The sequence below is a fragment of the Streptomyces sp. AC558_RSS880 genome (assembly GCF_019049255.1).
Taxonomy (GTDB): Bacteria; Actinomycetota; Actinomycetes; order Streptomycetales; family Streptomycetaceae; genus Streptomyces.
Genome location: NZ_JAGMUJ010000133.1, coordinates 21,657 through 36,775, shown reverse-complemented (window position 1 = coordinate 36,775; position 15,119 = coordinate 21,657). Strand labels below are relative to the sequence as shown.

16 protein-coding genes are annotated in these 15,119 nt (G+C 71.2%); 9 read left to right on the top strand and 7 right to left on the bottom strand.

Translation table 11 applies throughout. From position 1 onward, the window contains the following. The first annotated feature begins 695 nt into the window (after positions 1–695). Genes KUM38_RS31800 through KUM38_RS31780 form a run of 5 tightly spaced genes read left to right on the top strand, consistent with a single transcriptional unit; the run spans position 696 to position 5,553 of the window. Positions 696–1,706, top strand: a complete 1,011-nt coding sequence (locus tag KUM38_RS31800) for a substrate-binding domain-containing protein (protein ID WP_217134572.1) — start codon at positions 696–698, stop codon at positions 1,704–1,706. Between the two features lie 51 nt (positions 1,707–1,757). Then, on the top strand, positions 1,758–4,148 hold the full coding sequence (locus KUM38_RS31795) for a nitrate- and nitrite sensing domain-containing protein (protein ID WP_217134569.1): 2,391 nt from the start codon (positions 1,758–1,760) through the stop codon (positions 4,146–4,148). Between the two features lie 29 nt (positions 4,149–4,177). Beyond that, positions 4,178–4,609, top strand: coding sequence for a roadblock/LC7 domain-containing protein (locus KUM38_RS31790; RefSeq protein ID WP_217134567.1), 432 nt, complete (start codon positions 4,178–4,180; stop codon positions 4,607–4,609). Position 4,610: 1 nt separating this feature from the next. Then, positions 4,611–4,970: a DUF742 domain-containing protein gene (locus KUM38_RS31785; protein ID WP_217134565.1), complete on the top strand. Its 360-nt coding sequence runs from the start codon at positions 4,611–4,613 to the stop codon at positions 4,968–4,970. Beyond that, positions 4,957–5,553, top strand: coding sequence for an ATP/GTP-binding protein (locus KUM38_RS31780; RefSeq protein WP_217134563.1), 597 nt, complete (start codon positions 4,957–4,959; stop codon positions 5,551–5,553). The genes KUM38_RS31785 and KUM38_RS31780 overlap by 14 nt, the downstream gene beginning before the upstream one ends. A 43-nt stretch (positions 5,554–5,596) precedes the next feature. On the opposite strand, the gene KUM38_RS31775 is transcribed toward KUM38_RS31780, so the two are convergent. The 5 genes from KUM38_RS31775 to KUM38_RS31755 form a co-directional block, all read right to left on the bottom strand. Continuing rightward, the gene (locus KUM38_RS31775) at positions 5,597–6,556 is read right to left on the bottom strand and encodes an ABC transporter substrate-binding protein (protein ID WP_217134561.1); all 960 of its coding nucleotides are present in this window, start codon (positions 6,554–6,556) and stop codon (positions 5,597–5,599) included. Positions 6,557–6,630: 74 nt separating this feature from the next. Continuing rightward, positions 6,631–7,296 (bottom strand): ABC transporter permease, encoded by a 666-nt coding sequence (locus KUM38_RS31770; protein ID WP_217134559.1) that lies wholly within the window; start codon positions 7,294–7,296, stop codon positions 6,631–6,633. Beyond that, on the bottom strand, positions 7,293–7,991 hold the full coding sequence (locus tag KUM38_RS31765) for an ABC transporter permease (protein WP_217134557.1): 699 nt from the start codon (positions 7,989–7,991) through the stop codon (positions 7,293–7,295). Before KUM38_RS31765 ends, KUM38_RS31770 begins: the two co-directional genes overlap by 4 nt. After that, positions 7,988–9,118 (bottom strand): ABC transporter ATP-binding protein, encoded by a 1,131-nt coding sequence (locus tag KUM38_RS31760; protein ID WP_217134555.1) that lies wholly within the window; start codon positions 9,116–9,118, stop codon positions 7,988–7,990. Before KUM38_RS31760 ends, KUM38_RS31765 begins: the two co-directional genes overlap by 4 nt. Positions 9,119–9,270: 152 nt before the next feature. Beyond that, entirely contained in the window at positions 9,271–9,573 is a 303-nt protein-coding gene (locus KUM38_RS31755; RefSeq protein WP_217134553.1) for a hypothetical protein, read from the bottom strand. Between the two features lie 439 nt (positions 9,574–10,012). Between KUM38_RS31755 and KUM38_RS31750 the strand changes: the two genes are divergently transcribed. The 4 genes from KUM38_RS31750 (at position 10,013) to KUM38_RS31735 (ending at position 13,789) form a co-directional block, all read left to right on the top strand. Beyond that, the gene (locus KUM38_RS31750; protein ID WP_217134551.1) at positions 10,013–10,855 is read left to right on the top strand and encodes an aminoglycoside phosphotransferase family protein; all 843 of its coding nucleotides are present in this window, start codon (positions 10,013–10,015) and stop codon (positions 10,853–10,855) included. A gap of 139 nt (positions 10,856–10,994) precedes the next feature. Beyond that, on the top strand, positions 10,995–11,579 hold the full coding sequence (locus KUM38_RS31745; protein ID WP_217134550.1) for a TetR/AcrR family transcriptional regulator: 585 nt from the start codon (positions 10,995–10,997) through the stop codon (positions 11,577–11,579). Between the two features lie 79 nt (positions 11,580–11,658). Next, positions 11,659–13,005 (top strand): MFS transporter, encoded by a 1,347-nt coding sequence (locus tag KUM38_RS31740; protein ID WP_217134547.1) that lies wholly within the window; start codon positions 11,659–11,661, stop codon positions 13,003–13,005. Between the two features lie 25 nt (positions 13,006–13,030). Beyond that, positions 13,031–13,789, top strand: a complete 759-nt coding sequence (locus tag KUM38_RS31735) for an SDR family NAD(P)-dependent oxidoreductase (RefSeq protein ID WP_217134545.1) — start codon at positions 13,031–13,033, stop codon at positions 13,787–13,789. Positions 13,790–13,963: 174 nt separating this feature from the next. Here KUM38_RS31735 and KUM38_RS31730 read toward each other — a convergent pair whose 3' ends face one another. Together KUM38_RS31730 and KUM38_RS31725 are read right to left on the bottom strand one after the other, a co-directional pair. Further along, positions 13,964–14,704, bottom strand: a complete 741-nt coding sequence (locus KUM38_RS31730) for an FAD:protein FMN transferase (protein WP_217134544.1) — start codon at positions 14,702–14,704, stop codon at positions 13,964–13,966. Between the two features lies 1 nt (position 14,705). Further along, positions 14,706–15,104 carry an FMN-binding protein gene (locus tag KUM38_RS31725; RefSeq protein ID WP_217134542.1) on the bottom strand — a complete coding sequence of 133 codons (399 nt, stop codon included), beginning with the start codon at positions 15,102–15,104 and terminating at the stop codon, positions 14,706–14,708. Positions 15,105–15,119 lie beyond the last annotated feature (15 nt).

The window sequence follows — 15,119 nt, the reverse complement described above, 5'->3', positions numbered from 1 at the left end:
CTTCGTCCTCGAAGCGGCGTGGGGTGAATCGACGTGCGGCGAATCGGCCGGCCGGGCGCGAGCAGCGGCCCGTCCGGGGTTACCGGTGGGCCGACTGCGGTCGAACGATAGGCAGCGCGCAGGCTTCCCGGATACGGGGGAAACCCTCGATCCGTCCGGGGAACCACCCTCGCCGTAAGGCGGTTGACCAGGAACGGACCGCTATGCCCGCATCGCCACGGAGGTGAACGGGCCGGGCGTTCGCTCCGTACCGCGCGGAAGGAGTCCCCCGCGTTCCCCACCCTCCGGAGGAAGCGGCCCGAACGCCCCGGACGCCCGCACACCGGCACGTTCCGCGGGTACCTGTCGGAGCCCGGCCGCGCCCCGTGCCGTCGCGCACACCACCGCGGCCGCCGCCGTCCCGGTGCTCACCGGTGGTGCCGCGTCGGCGCTGAACGGCGGGGACGCGGAAAGGAGTCGAGGCGGCTCCGTACCGTCCATTCGGTTCGGCGACGCGAAACGGCCGCACCGTACTCACGGTTCATCACAATGCGGCAGCATCGCCTCACTTCACGTGGCTGTTCACTTGACGACCAGTGGTCCCACAGGGTTGGCTCCGGGCCAGCGATAGTCACCCGTTCGGCGCACGCTCCCGTGGTTCCGTCGGTGCTCTCCCCCTGCTCTTGCTCGGCCGTACAGCGAGGTCCGCACTCCTCATGAACACTCGTCCCCCGTCCCGCCGCCTCCCGAGACACCGTCTGGCGGTGCTGGCAGCCGCGGTCGGTCTGCTGGCGACCGGCTGTTCCGCCTTCGGTTCGGCCGACGACTCCTCGGACTCCGACGGCGCGGGCGCCTCCGGCGCCGGAGGGATCAGGGTCGCGATGGTCACCCACGGCAGCGAGGGCGACGCGTTCTGGGACCGGGTGAAGAGGGGCGCCGAGGCGGCGGCCGCCAAGGACGGCATCGAGCTGACGTACGTGAGCGACCCGGACCCGGCGGGGCAGGCCGAGCTGGTCCGCGAGGCGGTCCGCGACGGTGTCGACGGCATCGCGCTGACGCTGGCCAAGCCGGCGGCGATGAAGGGCCCGGTCAACGAGGCACGGGCCGCGGACATCCCCGTGGTCGGACTCAACTCCGGTATCGACTCCTGGAAGTCGGCGGGACTGCTGGAGTTCTTCGGCCAGGACGAGGGCGTGGCGGGCCGGGCCGTCGGCGACAAGCTGGACGAGCTGAAGGCCGAGCACGCCCTGTGCGTCGTCCACGAGCGTGGCAACGTTGCCCTGGAGGCCCGCTGCGCCGGCGTGAAGAAGGCGTTCGGCGGGACCACCGAGAACCTCTACGTGGACGGCACCGACATGCGCGCCGTCTCCGGCATCATCGCCGCCCGGCTGCGGCAGGACCCGACCATCGACGAGGTCGTCACCAACGGGGCGGACTTCGCGCTCACCGCGGTCGAGGCCGCCGCGGAGGCGGACAGCGACGCCGACGTCGCCACCTTCGACCTCAACAACGACCTGGTGGACGCCGTGCGCGGCGGCAACGTCCAGTTCGCCGTCGACCAGCAGCCCTATCTGCAGGGCTACCTCGCCGTCGACGCGCTGTGGCTGTACCGGACCAACGGCAACATCAGCGGCGGCGGGGTCGCGCCCGTGCTCACCGGGCCGGCGTTCGTCACGAAGACCAACGCGGCCTCCGTCGCCGGGTTCGCCGCCGACGGAACCCGCTGACGGGCCCGCCCATGCGTACGTCCCCCATCACCCGACCGCTCTAGGACCACGATGTCTCCACGGACAGGTGCCCGGCGCCGTCTCGGCTCCATTCGTCTCTCGCTGTTCCTCCTCGCCCTGGTGCCCAGCGTCACCCTCGCCGGCATGTGGGGCCTGACGACGATCCAGATGTTCTCCGAGGGCCTGCAGCTGCGTTCCCAGACGGAGCTGAGCCGGTCGACCGGCGCGATGGGCACGCACGCCACGCTCGCGCTGCAGCAGGAGCGCAGGCTGACCGCCGCGTGGCTGGCCGAACCGGACACCTCCCGGACCGCCCTCGAGGCACAGCGCGAGAAGACCGACGAGGCGGTGGCGAAGCTGGTCGGTCAGGCGGACGCGATCGCCGAGGCACCGGCGCGCATCTCGGACCGGCTGTACGGGGTGCTCGGCTCGGTGGGCAGCCTGGAGTACTACCGGGACCAGATAGACGACCCCAGCGACATCACCGCCGAGGAGGCGCTCGACCAGTACACCTCGATCATCGACGACCAGATCCACGCTTTCCAGGAACTCTCCCAGGTGGACGACGGGGACCTGACCTCGCAGGCCGAGCCGCTGATCGCCCTGGAGCACACGGCGGAGCTGGTCTCCGAGGAGGACGCGCGGCTCACCCTCGCCTGGCCCTCCGGGCGCCTGGACACGCAGGGCTGGAGCGAGTTCGCGGAGCTGGTCCACACCCGTCGCTGGCTGGTCAACGACCAGATCGTTCCCTCCCTGCGCGGCGAGACCAAGACCCAGACCGAGCGGATCCTGCGGAGTGCCGAGTGGCGCGCCCTGGAGGCGGTCGAGGACCAGGTGCTCGCGACCCCGCCCACGGGCGAGAGGCGCAGCGTCGAACTGCCGGACCTGCGGGAGCGCTGGGACGAGGCCATGGACCGGGTCTCCCCGCAGTACTCCGCCATGATCCGGCAGCAGACCGACGCGCTGCTCGTCCGCAGCGCCGACGAGGCCCGGGGCCTGCTGCTGACGGCCGGCTCCCTGAGCGCCGGCGGACTGATCGCGCTGCTGCTGTGCGTCGGCCTGTCCTGGCGCATCACCCGCTCGCTGTCCCGCCGGCTGCGCGGTCTGCGGGTGGCCACCCTCGGCCTGGCCGAGGAGCGGCTGCCCGATGTGGTGGCCCGGCTGGAGCGGGGCGAGAAGGTCGACGCGGAGTCGGCGACGACCCCACTGGACTACGGCCACGACGAACTGGGCCAGGTGGCACAGGCGTTCAACACCGCGCAGCGCACGGCCGTGCACACCGCGGTCGAACTCGCCGACACCCGGCGCGGTTTCCAGAAGGTCATCCTCGGTATCGCGCGGCAGAGCCAGAACCTGGTCAACCTCCAGCTCAGCAAGCTCGACGCGCTGGAGCGCCGGCACACCGACCCCGAGGTCCTCAAGGGCCTGTACGAACTGGACTCCACGGCCAGCCAGTTGCGGCGCTACGAGGAGAACCTGGTCATCGTCAGCGGTGAGCGCCCCGGCCGTACCTGGAGCGAGCCGGTCGCGCTGATCGACATCGTGCGCAGTGCCGTCGGTGAGGTCGCCGAGTACCAGCGGGTGGAGGTGCTCACCGAGGAGGAGGTGTCGCTCGCCCCGCCCGCGGTGGCCGACGTCATCCATCTGCTGGCCGAGCTGATCGACAACGCGACGGTGTACTCGCCGGCGCCGAGCCCCGTCGGGGTGCGGGCGGCGATGGTGGCCAAGGGCCTCGCCGTCGAGATCGAGGACCGGGGCCTCGGCATGTCGGAGGACGACTACGCCTCCCTGAACGCCCAGTTGGCCAAGGCGCCGCAGTTCGACGTGGTGGCGCTCGCCGACGACCTCCGGCTCGGCATGTTCGTGATCTCCCAGCTCGCGCACCGGCACGGCATCTCCGTGACCCTGCGTCCCTCGCCGTACGGCGGGACGACGGCGATCGTGCTGATCCCGCACGAGGTCGTGGTGCCGGACGTGCCGTCCGACGGTGGCCGGCGGGAAACGCGCACCGCGGCCGCGGCGGACCGGGTCGACGGCCGGCGCGAGGAGACCGTGACCGCCGGCGTGGCACAGGCCGCGGCGCCCCGGTCGGCGACCGCCGTCCGGACCGCCCCCGCACCGGCCGCGCCGGCCGCGTCGGTGCCCGCACCCCGCCGGGACGGGCTCACCCCGCTCCCCCGCCGGGTGCCGCAGACCAGCCTGGCCGCCGAACTCCGCGAGGAGTCCGTCCCGGACGCCGAGGACGACTCCGGCGACTTCACCGCGGAACACGCCGCCTCCTCCCTCGCCGGCTTCCAGCGCGGCACGTCCCAGGCACGGGACGACGACACCGACGAGGCCGGGCCGCCGGACGACGCGGACGGGGCGGCCGCACCGGCGCACGTTCCCGCCGAGCTCCCTGCTCCGCCCGCCGAGCTCCCGACTTCGCCCGCCGACCGCTGACCGCCGACCGCTTACAAAGGAACACCGTCATGACACGCCCCGTACCCGCCACCCACGCCCAGCTGGACCAGCTGCTGACCGGACTCGTCGAACGGGTCGCCGACGTGAACCAGGCCGTGGTGCTCTCCGAGGACGGACTGGTGGTGAGCAAGTCCACCGGCTTCCTGCGGGACGACGCGGAACGCCTGGCGGCGACCGCCTCCGGTCTGATGAGCCTCAGCAAGGGCGTCAGCATGGACTTCCGCGGCGGCCCGGTGCGCCAGGCCCTCATCGAGATGGCGCACAGCTACCTGATCCTCACCTCGGCCGGTCCCGGCGCCCATCTGGTGGTGCTGACCGGCCCGGGCGCGGACGTCGGCGTGGTGGCGTACCAGATGAACATGCTGGTGAAGAAGATCGGCGAGCACCTCAGCGCGGCCCCGCGGGACATCGCGGGGCCGGCCGTCGACCCCGGCGCGTGAGGTGGGCGGAAGCGACTCGGCGGGCCGGCTCGTACGGCCGTTCACCCTGACCGGTGGCCGGACCCGGCCCAGCCGCGCCGACTTCACGCTCATCACGACGGTGACGGCGGCGGATCCGCAGCCCGAGGGGGCGGCCCGGCCGCAGCCCGAGCACTCCCGGATCCTGCGGCTGTGCGCCGAGCCGGTGGCGGTCGCCGAGCTCGCCGCGCGTCTCGACCTCCCGATGAGCGTGGTCGTCATCATGCTGTGCGACCTGCTGGAGGCGGGCCGGATCACCGTCCGCCCGCCGCACCCCGTCGACCGCACCACCGTGGACCTGGATCTGCTGCAGAAAGTGAGGGAGGGCCTTGGCCGGCTCTGACACCACCGCTCGGGCGTCCGCCGGGCGTTCGGCACCCGACACGGTCAAGATCCTGATCGCCGGCGGTTTCGGCGTGGGCAAGACGACCATGGTCGGCTCGGTCAGCGAGATCGCCCCGCTGCGCACCGAGGAGCCGCTGACCATGGCGGGCCTGGACGTCGACGACCTGAACGGCGTCGAGGAGAAACGTGCCACCACGGTCGCCCTGGACTTCGGCCGGATCTCCGTCTCGGACGACCTCGTGCTGTACCTCTTCGGCACGCCGGGGCAGCAGCGGTTCTGGTTCATGTGGAACGACCTGGCCGTCGGCGCCCTGGGCGCGGTGGTCCTGGTGGACGTGCGCAGGCCCAAGACCAGTTTCGCCGCGATCGACTTCTTCGAGCGCCGGGGCATCCCGTTCGTGATCGCCGTCAACGGCTTCCACGGGGAGCACCCGTACCCGGTCGAGGACATCCGGGAGGCGCTGACGCTGCCGGACGGCGTGCCGGTGCTGCTGTGCGACGCGCGGGAGCGGGAGTCGTGCCGGGACGTGCTGATCGCGCTGATCGACCGGCTGATCGCGCAGGCGGCCCCGGCGCGGTGAACGGCCCGCGGGGTGCGGCCCGTCGGCCGCACCCCGGGCGGGATCAGTCCAGGCCGGCCGACTTCAGCCAGGCCTTCGCCACGTCCAGCGGGTCCTTCTTCTCCAGCTGCACCTGGGCGTCCAGGTCGAGGAGGGTCTCGGTGTCCAGCTTCGCGGAGACCGCGTTCAGCGCCTCCACGCCCTCCTGGGGCAGCCCTTCCTTGCTGACCAGCGGGGTGACGTTGGCGAAGCCGAAGAGGTTCTCCGGGTCCTTCAGGACGACGAACTTCTCCTTGACGATGGTCGGGTCCGTGGTGAAGACGTCCGCGGCCTGGACCTCGTTCTCGGTGAGGGCCGCCTGGGTGAGCGGGCCGCCCGCGTCGAGTGCCTTGAACGACTTGAACTTCAGGCCGTAGACGGTCTCCAGGCCCTTCAGCCCCTGCTGCCGGGTCTGGAACTCGGGCGAGCCGCCGATCACCATCTGAGGCGCGACGTCCTTGAGGTCGGCGAGGGTCGACTCGGCGGTGAGGCCGTACTTCTTCGCCGTCTCGGCGTTGACGCTGACCGAGTCCTTGTTCTCGGCGGGCGACGACTCCAGCAGCGTCAACGACTTGTCCAGCTTGGCCTTGGCGGCCTCGTTCACGGCGTCCGCCGACTGCTGTTCGGCCTCGGGGTCGAGGTAGGCGAGGAGGGAGCCGTTGTACTCCGGCAGGACCGTGATGGAGCCGTTCTTCATCAGGCCGTACGTCGTCTCACGGCTGCCGATGTTGTGCTTGTAGTCGACCTTGAGGCCGGCGGCGCGGAGCGCCTCGCCGTAGATGTCGGCGAGCAGGGTGCTCTCGGCGAAGTTGTTCGAGCCGACGACGACGGTGCCGGCCTCGGCCTTCTCGCCCTCGAGGGGGTTGTCGGAGGTGCCGTCGGAGGAGGAACAGCCCGCGAGCAGCGCCGCCGCGGCGGCGAGCGCGACGGCCGCCGCGCCGGTGTGCCTCGTCCTGGACCTGCTGCTCTTCGCGGTGAAAGTCATTCGCCGATCCAATCCAGCCGTTCACGGTGAGTCAAGGACGTCCGGGTCACGTTTGTCGCACATTTGATCGAACGTCAGCGCCTGCGTACTCCGGGGGACACCGCCAGTCGTCCGGCCGCCCAGAACACCGCGAGGGTGAGCAGCGCGAGGACGGCCACCAGGGTGGCGCCGCCGACCACCTTCTCGTAGTCGCGCTGGTAGAGCCCGTCGATGATGTACCGGCCGAGTCCGCCGAGACTGACGTACGCGGCGATGGTGGCCGTCGACACGATCTGGATGGCCGCGGAGCGCAGGCCGCTGAGGATCAGCGGGAGCGCCACGGGCACCTCGACCTGGAAGAGGATCCGCGACTCGTGCATGCCCATGCCTCTGGCGGCGTCCACGGGGGCGGGGTCGACGGAGCGGACCGCCTCGTAGGTGGTCACCAGGATCGGCGGCACGGCCAGCACGACCAGCGGGATCATGACGGGCAGCAGGCCGAAGCCGATCAGCAGCACGGCAAGGACCAGCAGGCCGAAACTGGGCAGGGCGCGGGCGGCGTTGGCGATGAAGGCGAGCGCGTTGCCGCCGCGTCCGGTGTGACCGGTCAGCAGGCCGACGGGCAGCCCGATGGCGGCCGCGACGGCGAGGGCCAGCGAGGAGTACTGGAGGTGCTCCCAGAAACGCTGCGGGATGCCGTCGTAGCCGTGCCAGTGGGCACTGTCGCTGAAGAAGGCGTTGACGAAGTCGAGAACGTTCACCGGACCGCGCCCTTCGGGGTGATCTCCGCCCGCCGTGCCGTAGGTTTCGGACGCGTGCCGCGCGGCATCCACGGCGTCAGCAGCACCCGCAGCGCGACCAGCAGAACGTCGCAGGCGATCGCCAGGACGGCCATCGTGACCACGGCGTTCACCGCGAGTTCGGGCCGGTCGTACTTCTGCGCGGCCGCGAGCAGATTGCCGAGGGCCCCCTGGTTGCCGATCAGGGCGCCGATGCTGACCAGGGAGATGCTGGACGCGGTGGCGACCCGGAGTCCGGCGATGACGGCGGGCGCGGCGATGGGCAACTGCACCTGGAGATAACGGCGTACGGGGCCGAAGCCCATGGCGGTGGCCGCGGCGAGGGTCTCGTCCGGCACCGAGCGCACGCCGTCGACGATGGCCGGGACCAGGACGACCAGGCTGTACAGGGCCAGCGGGATCATCACGGTGAGTTCGGTCTGGCCGGTGTAGTCGATGAGGACGACGAAGAACGCCAGGGAGGGGATGGCGTACAGCACGGTCGTCAGGCCGAGCACGGGCGGGTAGAGCCAGCGGAAGCGCCCGCACAGCTGCGCGATCGGCAGCGCGAGGAGCAGCCCGGCGGCCACCGGCAGCAGGGCCTCCCTCATGTGCAGTCCGATCAGCCCGGCCCAGCTGTGCTGGAGGTCGCTGGGGATGTCGAAGAAGCCGTTCACTTGGTGACCTCGACCTTGTGCGTGTCCACCCGGCTCTCGGTATGGGCGCTGCGGACGGCCTCGCCGATGGTCTGCTGGGAGACGACGCCGGTCACCCGGCCGCCTCCGTCCACGGCGACCGCCCGGCCGACGGGTGAGAGCACGGCGCAGTCGAGGGCGACCCGCAGGGAGTCGGTACCGGGCACGAACGGCCGTCCGTACGGCAGCAGTCGGTCGGTCCTGATGTCCCCGGCGGTCAACTCCTCCCGTGCGGCCCAGCCGAGCGGGCGGCCGTCGGCGTCGGTGACGAGGAGGTGGGGTGCCTTGGTGGCGGCGATCCGGCCGGCGGTGGCGTCGGCCGGGATCACGGCGTCGGTGGTCAACTCCAGTGCGGCGGAGGAGAAGAAGGACAGCCGCCGGATGCCGCGGTCGGCGCCGAGGAAGTCCTCGACGAAGCCGTCCGCGGGGCTCGACAGCAGCTCGGCGGGCGGCGCGTACTGGGCGAGCCGGCCGCCCTCGCGCAGTACGGCGACCATGGTGCCCAGTGTGATCGCCTCGTCGATGTCGTGGGTGACGAAGACGATGGTCTTGCCCAGCTCGTCCTGGATGCGCAGGAGTTCGTCCTGCAGTCCCTTGCGCACCACGGGGTCGACGGCGGAGAACGGCTCGTCCATCAGCAGCACCGGCGGGTCCGCGGCGAGCGCCCGCGCCACGCCGACGCGCTGCTGCTGCCCGCCGGAGAGCTGGTAGGGGTACCGCTTGGCCAGCGAGGGGTCCAGGCCCACCCGCTCCATCAGCTCCGCCGCCCGCTCCCGGGCCCGCTGCCTGCCCCAGCCGAGCAGGCGGGGCACGGTGGCGATGTTGTCGACGATCGTGCGGTGCTGGAAGAGCCCGGCGTTCTGGATGACGTACCCCATGGACCGGCGCAGGGTGGTGACCGGCTGCCGCTGAATGTCCTCGCCGTCGAGCAGGATCGTTCCCTCGGTGGGTTCGACCATCCGGTTGATCATGCGGAGGGTGGTCGTCTTGCCGCACCCCGAGGGTCCGACGAGGACGGTGATCGAGCGGTCGGGGATCTCCAGCGACAGCCGGTCGACCGCCACCGTGCCGTCCGGGTACCGCTTCGTGACTGAATCGATCCGTATCAAGACGCGGAATACCCTTCCGGTGGGCGGACGGTTCTGGCCATAGCCTGACGCCGGTCGAGTCTAGACGCCGCCCCTGACAAGCGCCTCGAAGCGCCGGATGCCCGTGTCGCCACCGGGACGGGCGCCGGGGTGCGTTCGGGAAGCGCCGCGGGTCAGCGCTTGATCTCCTTGATCTTCGGCATGCGCATGGTGACCTTGTCGAGCTCACCCACCTCGGCATTCGCCGATACGAGCGGGTCATCCCGATGCCCACTGAGCTGTCCCTCTTCCGGCGACAGCCGGGCACCGTCCGGGGCGTCATCGCCCCAGCCACGGTCCTCGACATGACCGGACGCCGCCGCGAAGAGATCGCCGAGACGAACCCGGCCTTCGCGGGCACCAGGTTCACTCCCCACGACTTCCGCCGGCTCTTCGCCGAGGACGTCGTCAAGCACTACCAGGAGTTCCTCGACCACCGCCGAACCCTGCGCCCCGAGGGCGGGTACACCGACGTCACACCCGGGGAACGGGCGGAGTTCGAGAGCACTTCGACAAGCGCAAGGCCGAACTCGGCAACCGCGCCCGCCTCTGCGGATCACCCTGCCGGCACGAGCGCGCCTGCATCCGATGCCCCATGCTCCAGGTCAGCACAAAGATGTTGCCCAGGCTCGCCGAGCTGGAGAAGGATCTCTCGCTGAGACGCAAGAGGGCCCACGAGGAGCAATGGTCCGGCGAAATCGAAGGAATCGACATGCCACCCGCCTTCCTCCGGACCAAGCAGGCAGATGCCGCACGACTCATCCGCCGGGTCCCCGTGGACCTGGGAATCCCACGGCCACGTAACCAGGAAAAACGCACCGAACCGCCCTGCTGTCCCCAGACAGGTATGTGTACACAACGACGAGGGAGGACTGTATGGAGCCATCGGAACTCCGCCGAGCAGTTGAGGCAGCACGGGCGACCGCTTCGGAGCTGGGCCTTCAGGTCGACGATGTGGTCGTCATCCACAACTCGGACCGCGTCGCGCTGCGCCTGGTCCCTTGCGACGTTCTGGCTCGGGTCGCGCCTTCGGGGCATCTGGCTGATTCCGCGTTCGAAGTAGAGGTCGCCCGCCGTCTCGCCGACGTCGACGCTCCGATGGCCGAGCTCGACCCTCGTGTCGACCCCCGGGTCTATTCGCGTGATGCCTTCGCCATCTCGCTCTGGACCTACTACGAACCCGTGGGATCAGAGATCGCGCCGGCCGACTACGCGGACGCGTTCATGCGGCACCACGCCGCCCTGCGGCAGATCGATCTGGACGCACCGCATTTCACCGATCGAGTCGCCATGGCACTGAGAGAGGTGAGCGACCGGGACCGGTCCCCCGAACTGCCCGATTCCGACCGGGAACTCCTCGGCAACACTCTCACCGGCCTGAGCGCCGCGATCAGCGTCGGCAAAGCCGACGACCAGCTGTTACACGGCGAGCCGCATCCGGGCAACCTCCTGAACACAAGGAGGGGGCCGCTCTTCGTGGACCTCGCCACGTGCTGCCGTGGACCGATCGAGTTCGACCTCGCCCACGCACCCGAAGAAGTGGCAAAGCACTGCGCGGGGGCCGACCACGACCTGATCCACCGATGCCGTGCCCTGAACTGGGCGATGTTCTCCGCCTGGCGCTGGCGCCGAGACGACCAGATGCCCGACCGGGACCACTGGAGAGTCGAAGGGCTCGACCGAGTTCGTGCCGCACTCGATCGTTGCGGACTGGGCTGAACCGGAGACAGAGGGGCTGTCGGGCCGGCCCCGATCCGCTGCACCGTGTGCGGCATCCCGAAGCCAGGAGTCGTCACGGACCCGGCCACGGTGCACAATTATTTGACCGACCGTTCCAGATAAGTTTATGGTCTTCGACGTGGCCAGGACCAAGGAATTCGATCCGGACGCCGCGCTGCGGTCGGCCCTTGAGCTGTTCTGGCGGCGCGGCTACGAAGCGACGTCGATAACGGACCTCGTCGAGCACCTCGGCATCGGCCGCGCCAGCATCTACGCGACCTTCGGCAGCAAGCACGAGCTGTATCTGAAGGCCTTGGACCGGTACTCCGAGACACGCGACCCGGCTCTCCTCGCCGAGTTGTCCCAGCCGGGCCCCGCACTGCCTGCGGTGCGGGCGGTGGTGCGTCGCTTCGCCGCAGAGGCCGCCTCCCCGGAAGGCCGGCTGAACGGCTGTTTCGTCACCAACACGGCAGCCGAGCTGGCCCCGCACGACCCTGCGGCGGCCCGCCGGGTCGAGATCAGCTGGGAGCACGTCGAGACCCTGCTGCACTCCGCGCTCGTACGGGCCCGGGCTCAGGGCGAGCTGCCCGAGGACCGTGATCCGCGTGCGCTGGCCCGCATGCTGCTCGTCCTGCTGCAGGGGGTACGGATCGTCGGCAAGGCGTCGAACGATCCCGCCCGGGTGCGGGACGCGGCTGAACAGGCCCTGACCCTGCTGGACTGACTCACACGCGCCAAAACCACCGGGCCCCCTTCCACATGCCCGAATAATGAACCGATCGGTCAAATATCAGGAGGTCGGCATGACCGCCACGGGCGCTGCCCGCGTCGCCGCTGTGCAGCAGCGATACGCCTTCGTCCTCCTCGGTGGCGTCCAGACCACGCTGATCTTCACGCTCGCTGCGCTCGCCATACCGCTTCCCCTCATCGGGCGCGAATTAGGCCTGCACCGCGCCGACTTGATCCTGCTCAGCGCCGCCTACGGACTGACCTTCGCCGGGCTGCTGCTCTTCGGCGGACGCCTCGCGGACCGCTATGGCGGGCGGCGTGCCCTCACCTCAGGCCTGGTCCTCTTCGCCGCCGCCTCGGCCGCCGCCCCGCTCGCCCCCGGCATGGGGACACTGCTCGCAGCGCGCTTCACGCAGGGCGCGGGGGCAGCTCTGATCGCGCCCGCCGCCATGGCCTTGCTGCGAGCCGTCTTCCCCTCCCCACCCGCGTACGGCAGGGCGATGGCCACCTGGGGCGGGCTCTCGGTACTCGGCGCGACCGCGGGCAATCTGCTCTCCGGCGTCATCTCAGCTCTGCTGTCCTGGCGTTGGACCTTCGCCATACCACTCGTGGTGGCCCTCGCAGCCCTCCCCCTCACGTTCCGGCTGCTGCCGGACATCACGCCGAGCCGGGGCAGGGCTCTCGACCTGCCGGGTGCCCTGCTCGCCACCTCCGGGATCACCCTCGCCAGTTACGGACTCGTCGTCACCGACACCCTCCCCTGGTCGTCGGCCGGCGTGCTCGTGCCGCTGCTCTGCGGGGCCGCGCTGCTGGCCGCCTTCTGGTATGCCGAGCACCGCGCCCGCGACCCGCTGCTGCCGCCCCGCTTCCTGCTCGGCCGGCGGCGGGTCCTCGCTCTCGCGGCCATCGCACTGAGCGCTTGCGGGACCGCGCTGACCTTCGTGGTCCTCTCGCTCCACCTCCAGCAGGCGCGCGACTGGTCACAGCTGCAGACCTCGGCGGCGTTCGTACCGTTCGCCGTCGCGCTGATCGCCTCGGGCCGGGCGGCAGGGCCGCTCATCGGCCGGTACGGGGCCCGAACCGTCACAGCGGCCGGGCTCTGCACAGGCGCGGGCGGGCTCGCCCTCCTCGCGCTCACCGGTATCGACGCACACATCTCATACGGGTACGGACTGCTGCCGGGCCTCGTGCTGCTGCCGGCCGGCACGGCGGCCTCCTTCGCGGGAGCCGCCGTGCTCGCCACCGAAGACGTGCCGCAGCAGCAGACCGGGCTCGCGGGCGGCGTGCTGAACACCGCGATGGAATTCGGCCCGACCGTCCTGTTCGCGATCCTGCTCACGCTCGGCAGCGACGCCTGGTCGCTCGCCGCGACGGGGGCCGGCCTGGCCCTCGTGGCCCTCCTGAACCACCGCACCAAGTAATCCATCACTCAAGGGAGCCACCGAAATGAACCGCTTCACCGGCAAGACCGTCCTCGTCACCGGCGCGGGCTCCGGCCTCGGCCGCGCAATCGCGCTCGCCTTCGCCGCCGAGGGCGCGTCCGTGGTCGCCGCGGGACGCACCGCGGCCTCCCTGGACGAGACGGTCGGTCTCATCGAGGCCACCGGCGGCACGGCCGCCGCCGTCACCGCCGATGTCACCGACTCCGACCAGCTCCAGAACCTCGTACGTGAGAGCGTCACCCGCTTCGGCGGACTGGACATCGCGGTCAACAACGCCGGAATACTCCGCGGCACCGTACCCGTCGGCGAGGTGAGCGAGGAGGACTGGGACGCGGTGCTGCGAACCAATGTCACCGGCGTCTGGCTGGCCATGAAGCACGAGATCGCGCACATGAGGGAGAACGGTGGCGGCACCATCGTCAACATCTCCTCCAACCTGGGCGCACACCTGCGGATCCCGAACGTCGCCGCCTACATCACGTCCAAGGCGGCGGTCTCCGCGCTGACCCGCGCCGCCGCTCTCGACCACATCCACCAGGGCATCCGCATCAACGCCGTCAGCCCCGGCGCCTCCGCCGCCCCCATGTCGCTGCGGCCCGGCGAGACCGAGGCCGACCGCGCCGAGCGAGTGAAGACAGAAAACCCGCTCGGCCGGGTCGCGGAAGCCGAAGAAGTGGCGGCCGCGGTGCTCTACCTCGCCTCGCCCGCGGCCGGCGCGGCGGTCGGCGCCGACCTGGTCCTCGACAGTGGATCCTCGGCCTGACGGTTCGTAGGCTTCGGCGGCACCCTTCCCCAGCAAGGAACTCCGCCACGACGGGCTGGAACGCGAGCCGCATCCCCACCAGAGCGGCCGTACCCCGGTGCGGCCGGCGAGAACACCGACGACGGACGGTCTGGTGGCTTGCCGCCTCCACGACCGGGACGCTGTGGCGGGCGGCTACGCCGCCTCCCCCGCCGCCCCCGTCGCCGGGAACCCCGGTGATCGCACGACCCGCCGGTCCGCCCTCACGGCGAACACCTCGCAGCCGGGGCGCGCGGCCGCCCACGCGATCCCCTCCGCGCCCAGCGCGAAGGCCGCCGTGGCGACCGCGTCCGCCTCCGTCAGGGTGGGGGCGACCACGGTGAGGCCGAGCAGGCCCGTCGCCGGGCGGCCGGTGCGGCCGTCGATGATGTGGTCGCCGCGTTCGTAGCGCGCGGAGGTCGCGACCGCGCCGTCGGTGAGCTCCAGGACGGTGCACAGCCGGTCGGCGTGTTCCGGGTGCCGTACGCCCACGCGCCAGGGCCCGCCGGCCGCGACCACGTCCCCGCCGGCGTTGAGGCAGAACCGCCGCGCTCCCGCCGCCCGCAGCAGATCGGCGCCCTTCTGCACCGACCAGCCCTTCACCACCGCGCACGGATCGAGGCGCCGGCCCGGCAGCCGTACGTCGAACGCGCCCCCGGTGGCGCTCCGGTACCGCTCGCACAGGCCGAGGATCTCGGTCAGCTCGGGGCTCAGCCGGTCCGGGCTCAACTCCCCCCGGTCCAGGCGGGAGACCTCGCTGTCCTCGCGGAACGGGCTGAAGCGGGCGTCGACCTCGCGCAGCCAGGCGAAGAGGTCGTCCGCCACGGATTCCCGGAACTCTTCGTCGTCGACGCGGAGCGACACCGGGAACCCCATGACGTGTTCGACGCGCCGCACGTCAGGAGCCCTGCGCGTCGAGGGCGGCCTGCAGGGACTCCCGGTAGCCGTCGCTGGTGACGGTGGCGCCGGAGACCGTGTCGACGTCGGCGCTCTGTGCCTCCAACGTCTCCTCGATCAGGACCGGTACGGCGGCCGTGGTCTGCGGGTGGTCCGGCTGCCGGAGCATCCGTACGGCGCTGATGCGGTCGCCGTCGAGGGTGACCTCGACCTGCACGGGGCCCTTCTCGGTGTCGACGGTGGGGCCCGCGACGACCCGGGTGGCGCTGCCCGGGGAGGCGGACACCGAGGGGGCGGGCGCGGGTTCGGCGACCGCCGGCTCCGGGGCCGACGGGGTGTAGCGCCAGACCGGGATCAGCCCGGCGACGGTCAGGACCAGGACGGGCAGTGCTCGCTTCACGGTGTTCTCCTCGTT

What these genes read in the sequence shown, in the direction of transcription:
- KUM38_RS31800 (WP_217134572.1), top strand. Translation starts at nt 696, where the DNA reads ATGAACACTCGTCCCCCGTCCCGCCGCCTCCCGAGACACCGTCTGGCG.
- KUM38_RS31790 (WP_217134567.1), top strand. Translation starts at nt 4,178, where the DNA reads ATGACACGCCCCGTACCCGCCACCCACGCCCAGCTGGACCAGCTGCTG.
- KUM38_RS31795 (WP_217134569.1), top strand. Translation starts at nt 1,758, where the DNA reads ATGTCTCCACGGACAGGTGCCCGGCGCCGTCTCGGCTCCATTCGTCTC.
- KUM38_RS31735 (WP_217134545.1), top strand. Translation starts at nt 13,031, where the DNA reads ATGAACCGCTTCACCGGCAAGACCGTCCTCGTCACCGGCGCGGGCTCC.
- KUM38_RS31750 (WP_217134551.1), top strand. Translation starts at nt 10,013, where the DNA reads ATGGAGCCATCGGAACTCCGCCGAGCAGTTGAGGCAGCACGGGCGACC.
- KUM38_RS31740 (WP_217134547.1), top strand. Translation starts at nt 11,659, where the DNA reads ATGACCGCCACGGGCGCTGCCCGCGTCGCCGCTGTGCAGCAGCGATAC.
- KUM38_RS31775 (WP_217134561.1), bottom strand. Translation starts at nt 6,556, where the DNA reads ATGACTTTCACCGCGAAGAGCAGCAGGTCCAGGACGAGGCACACCGGC.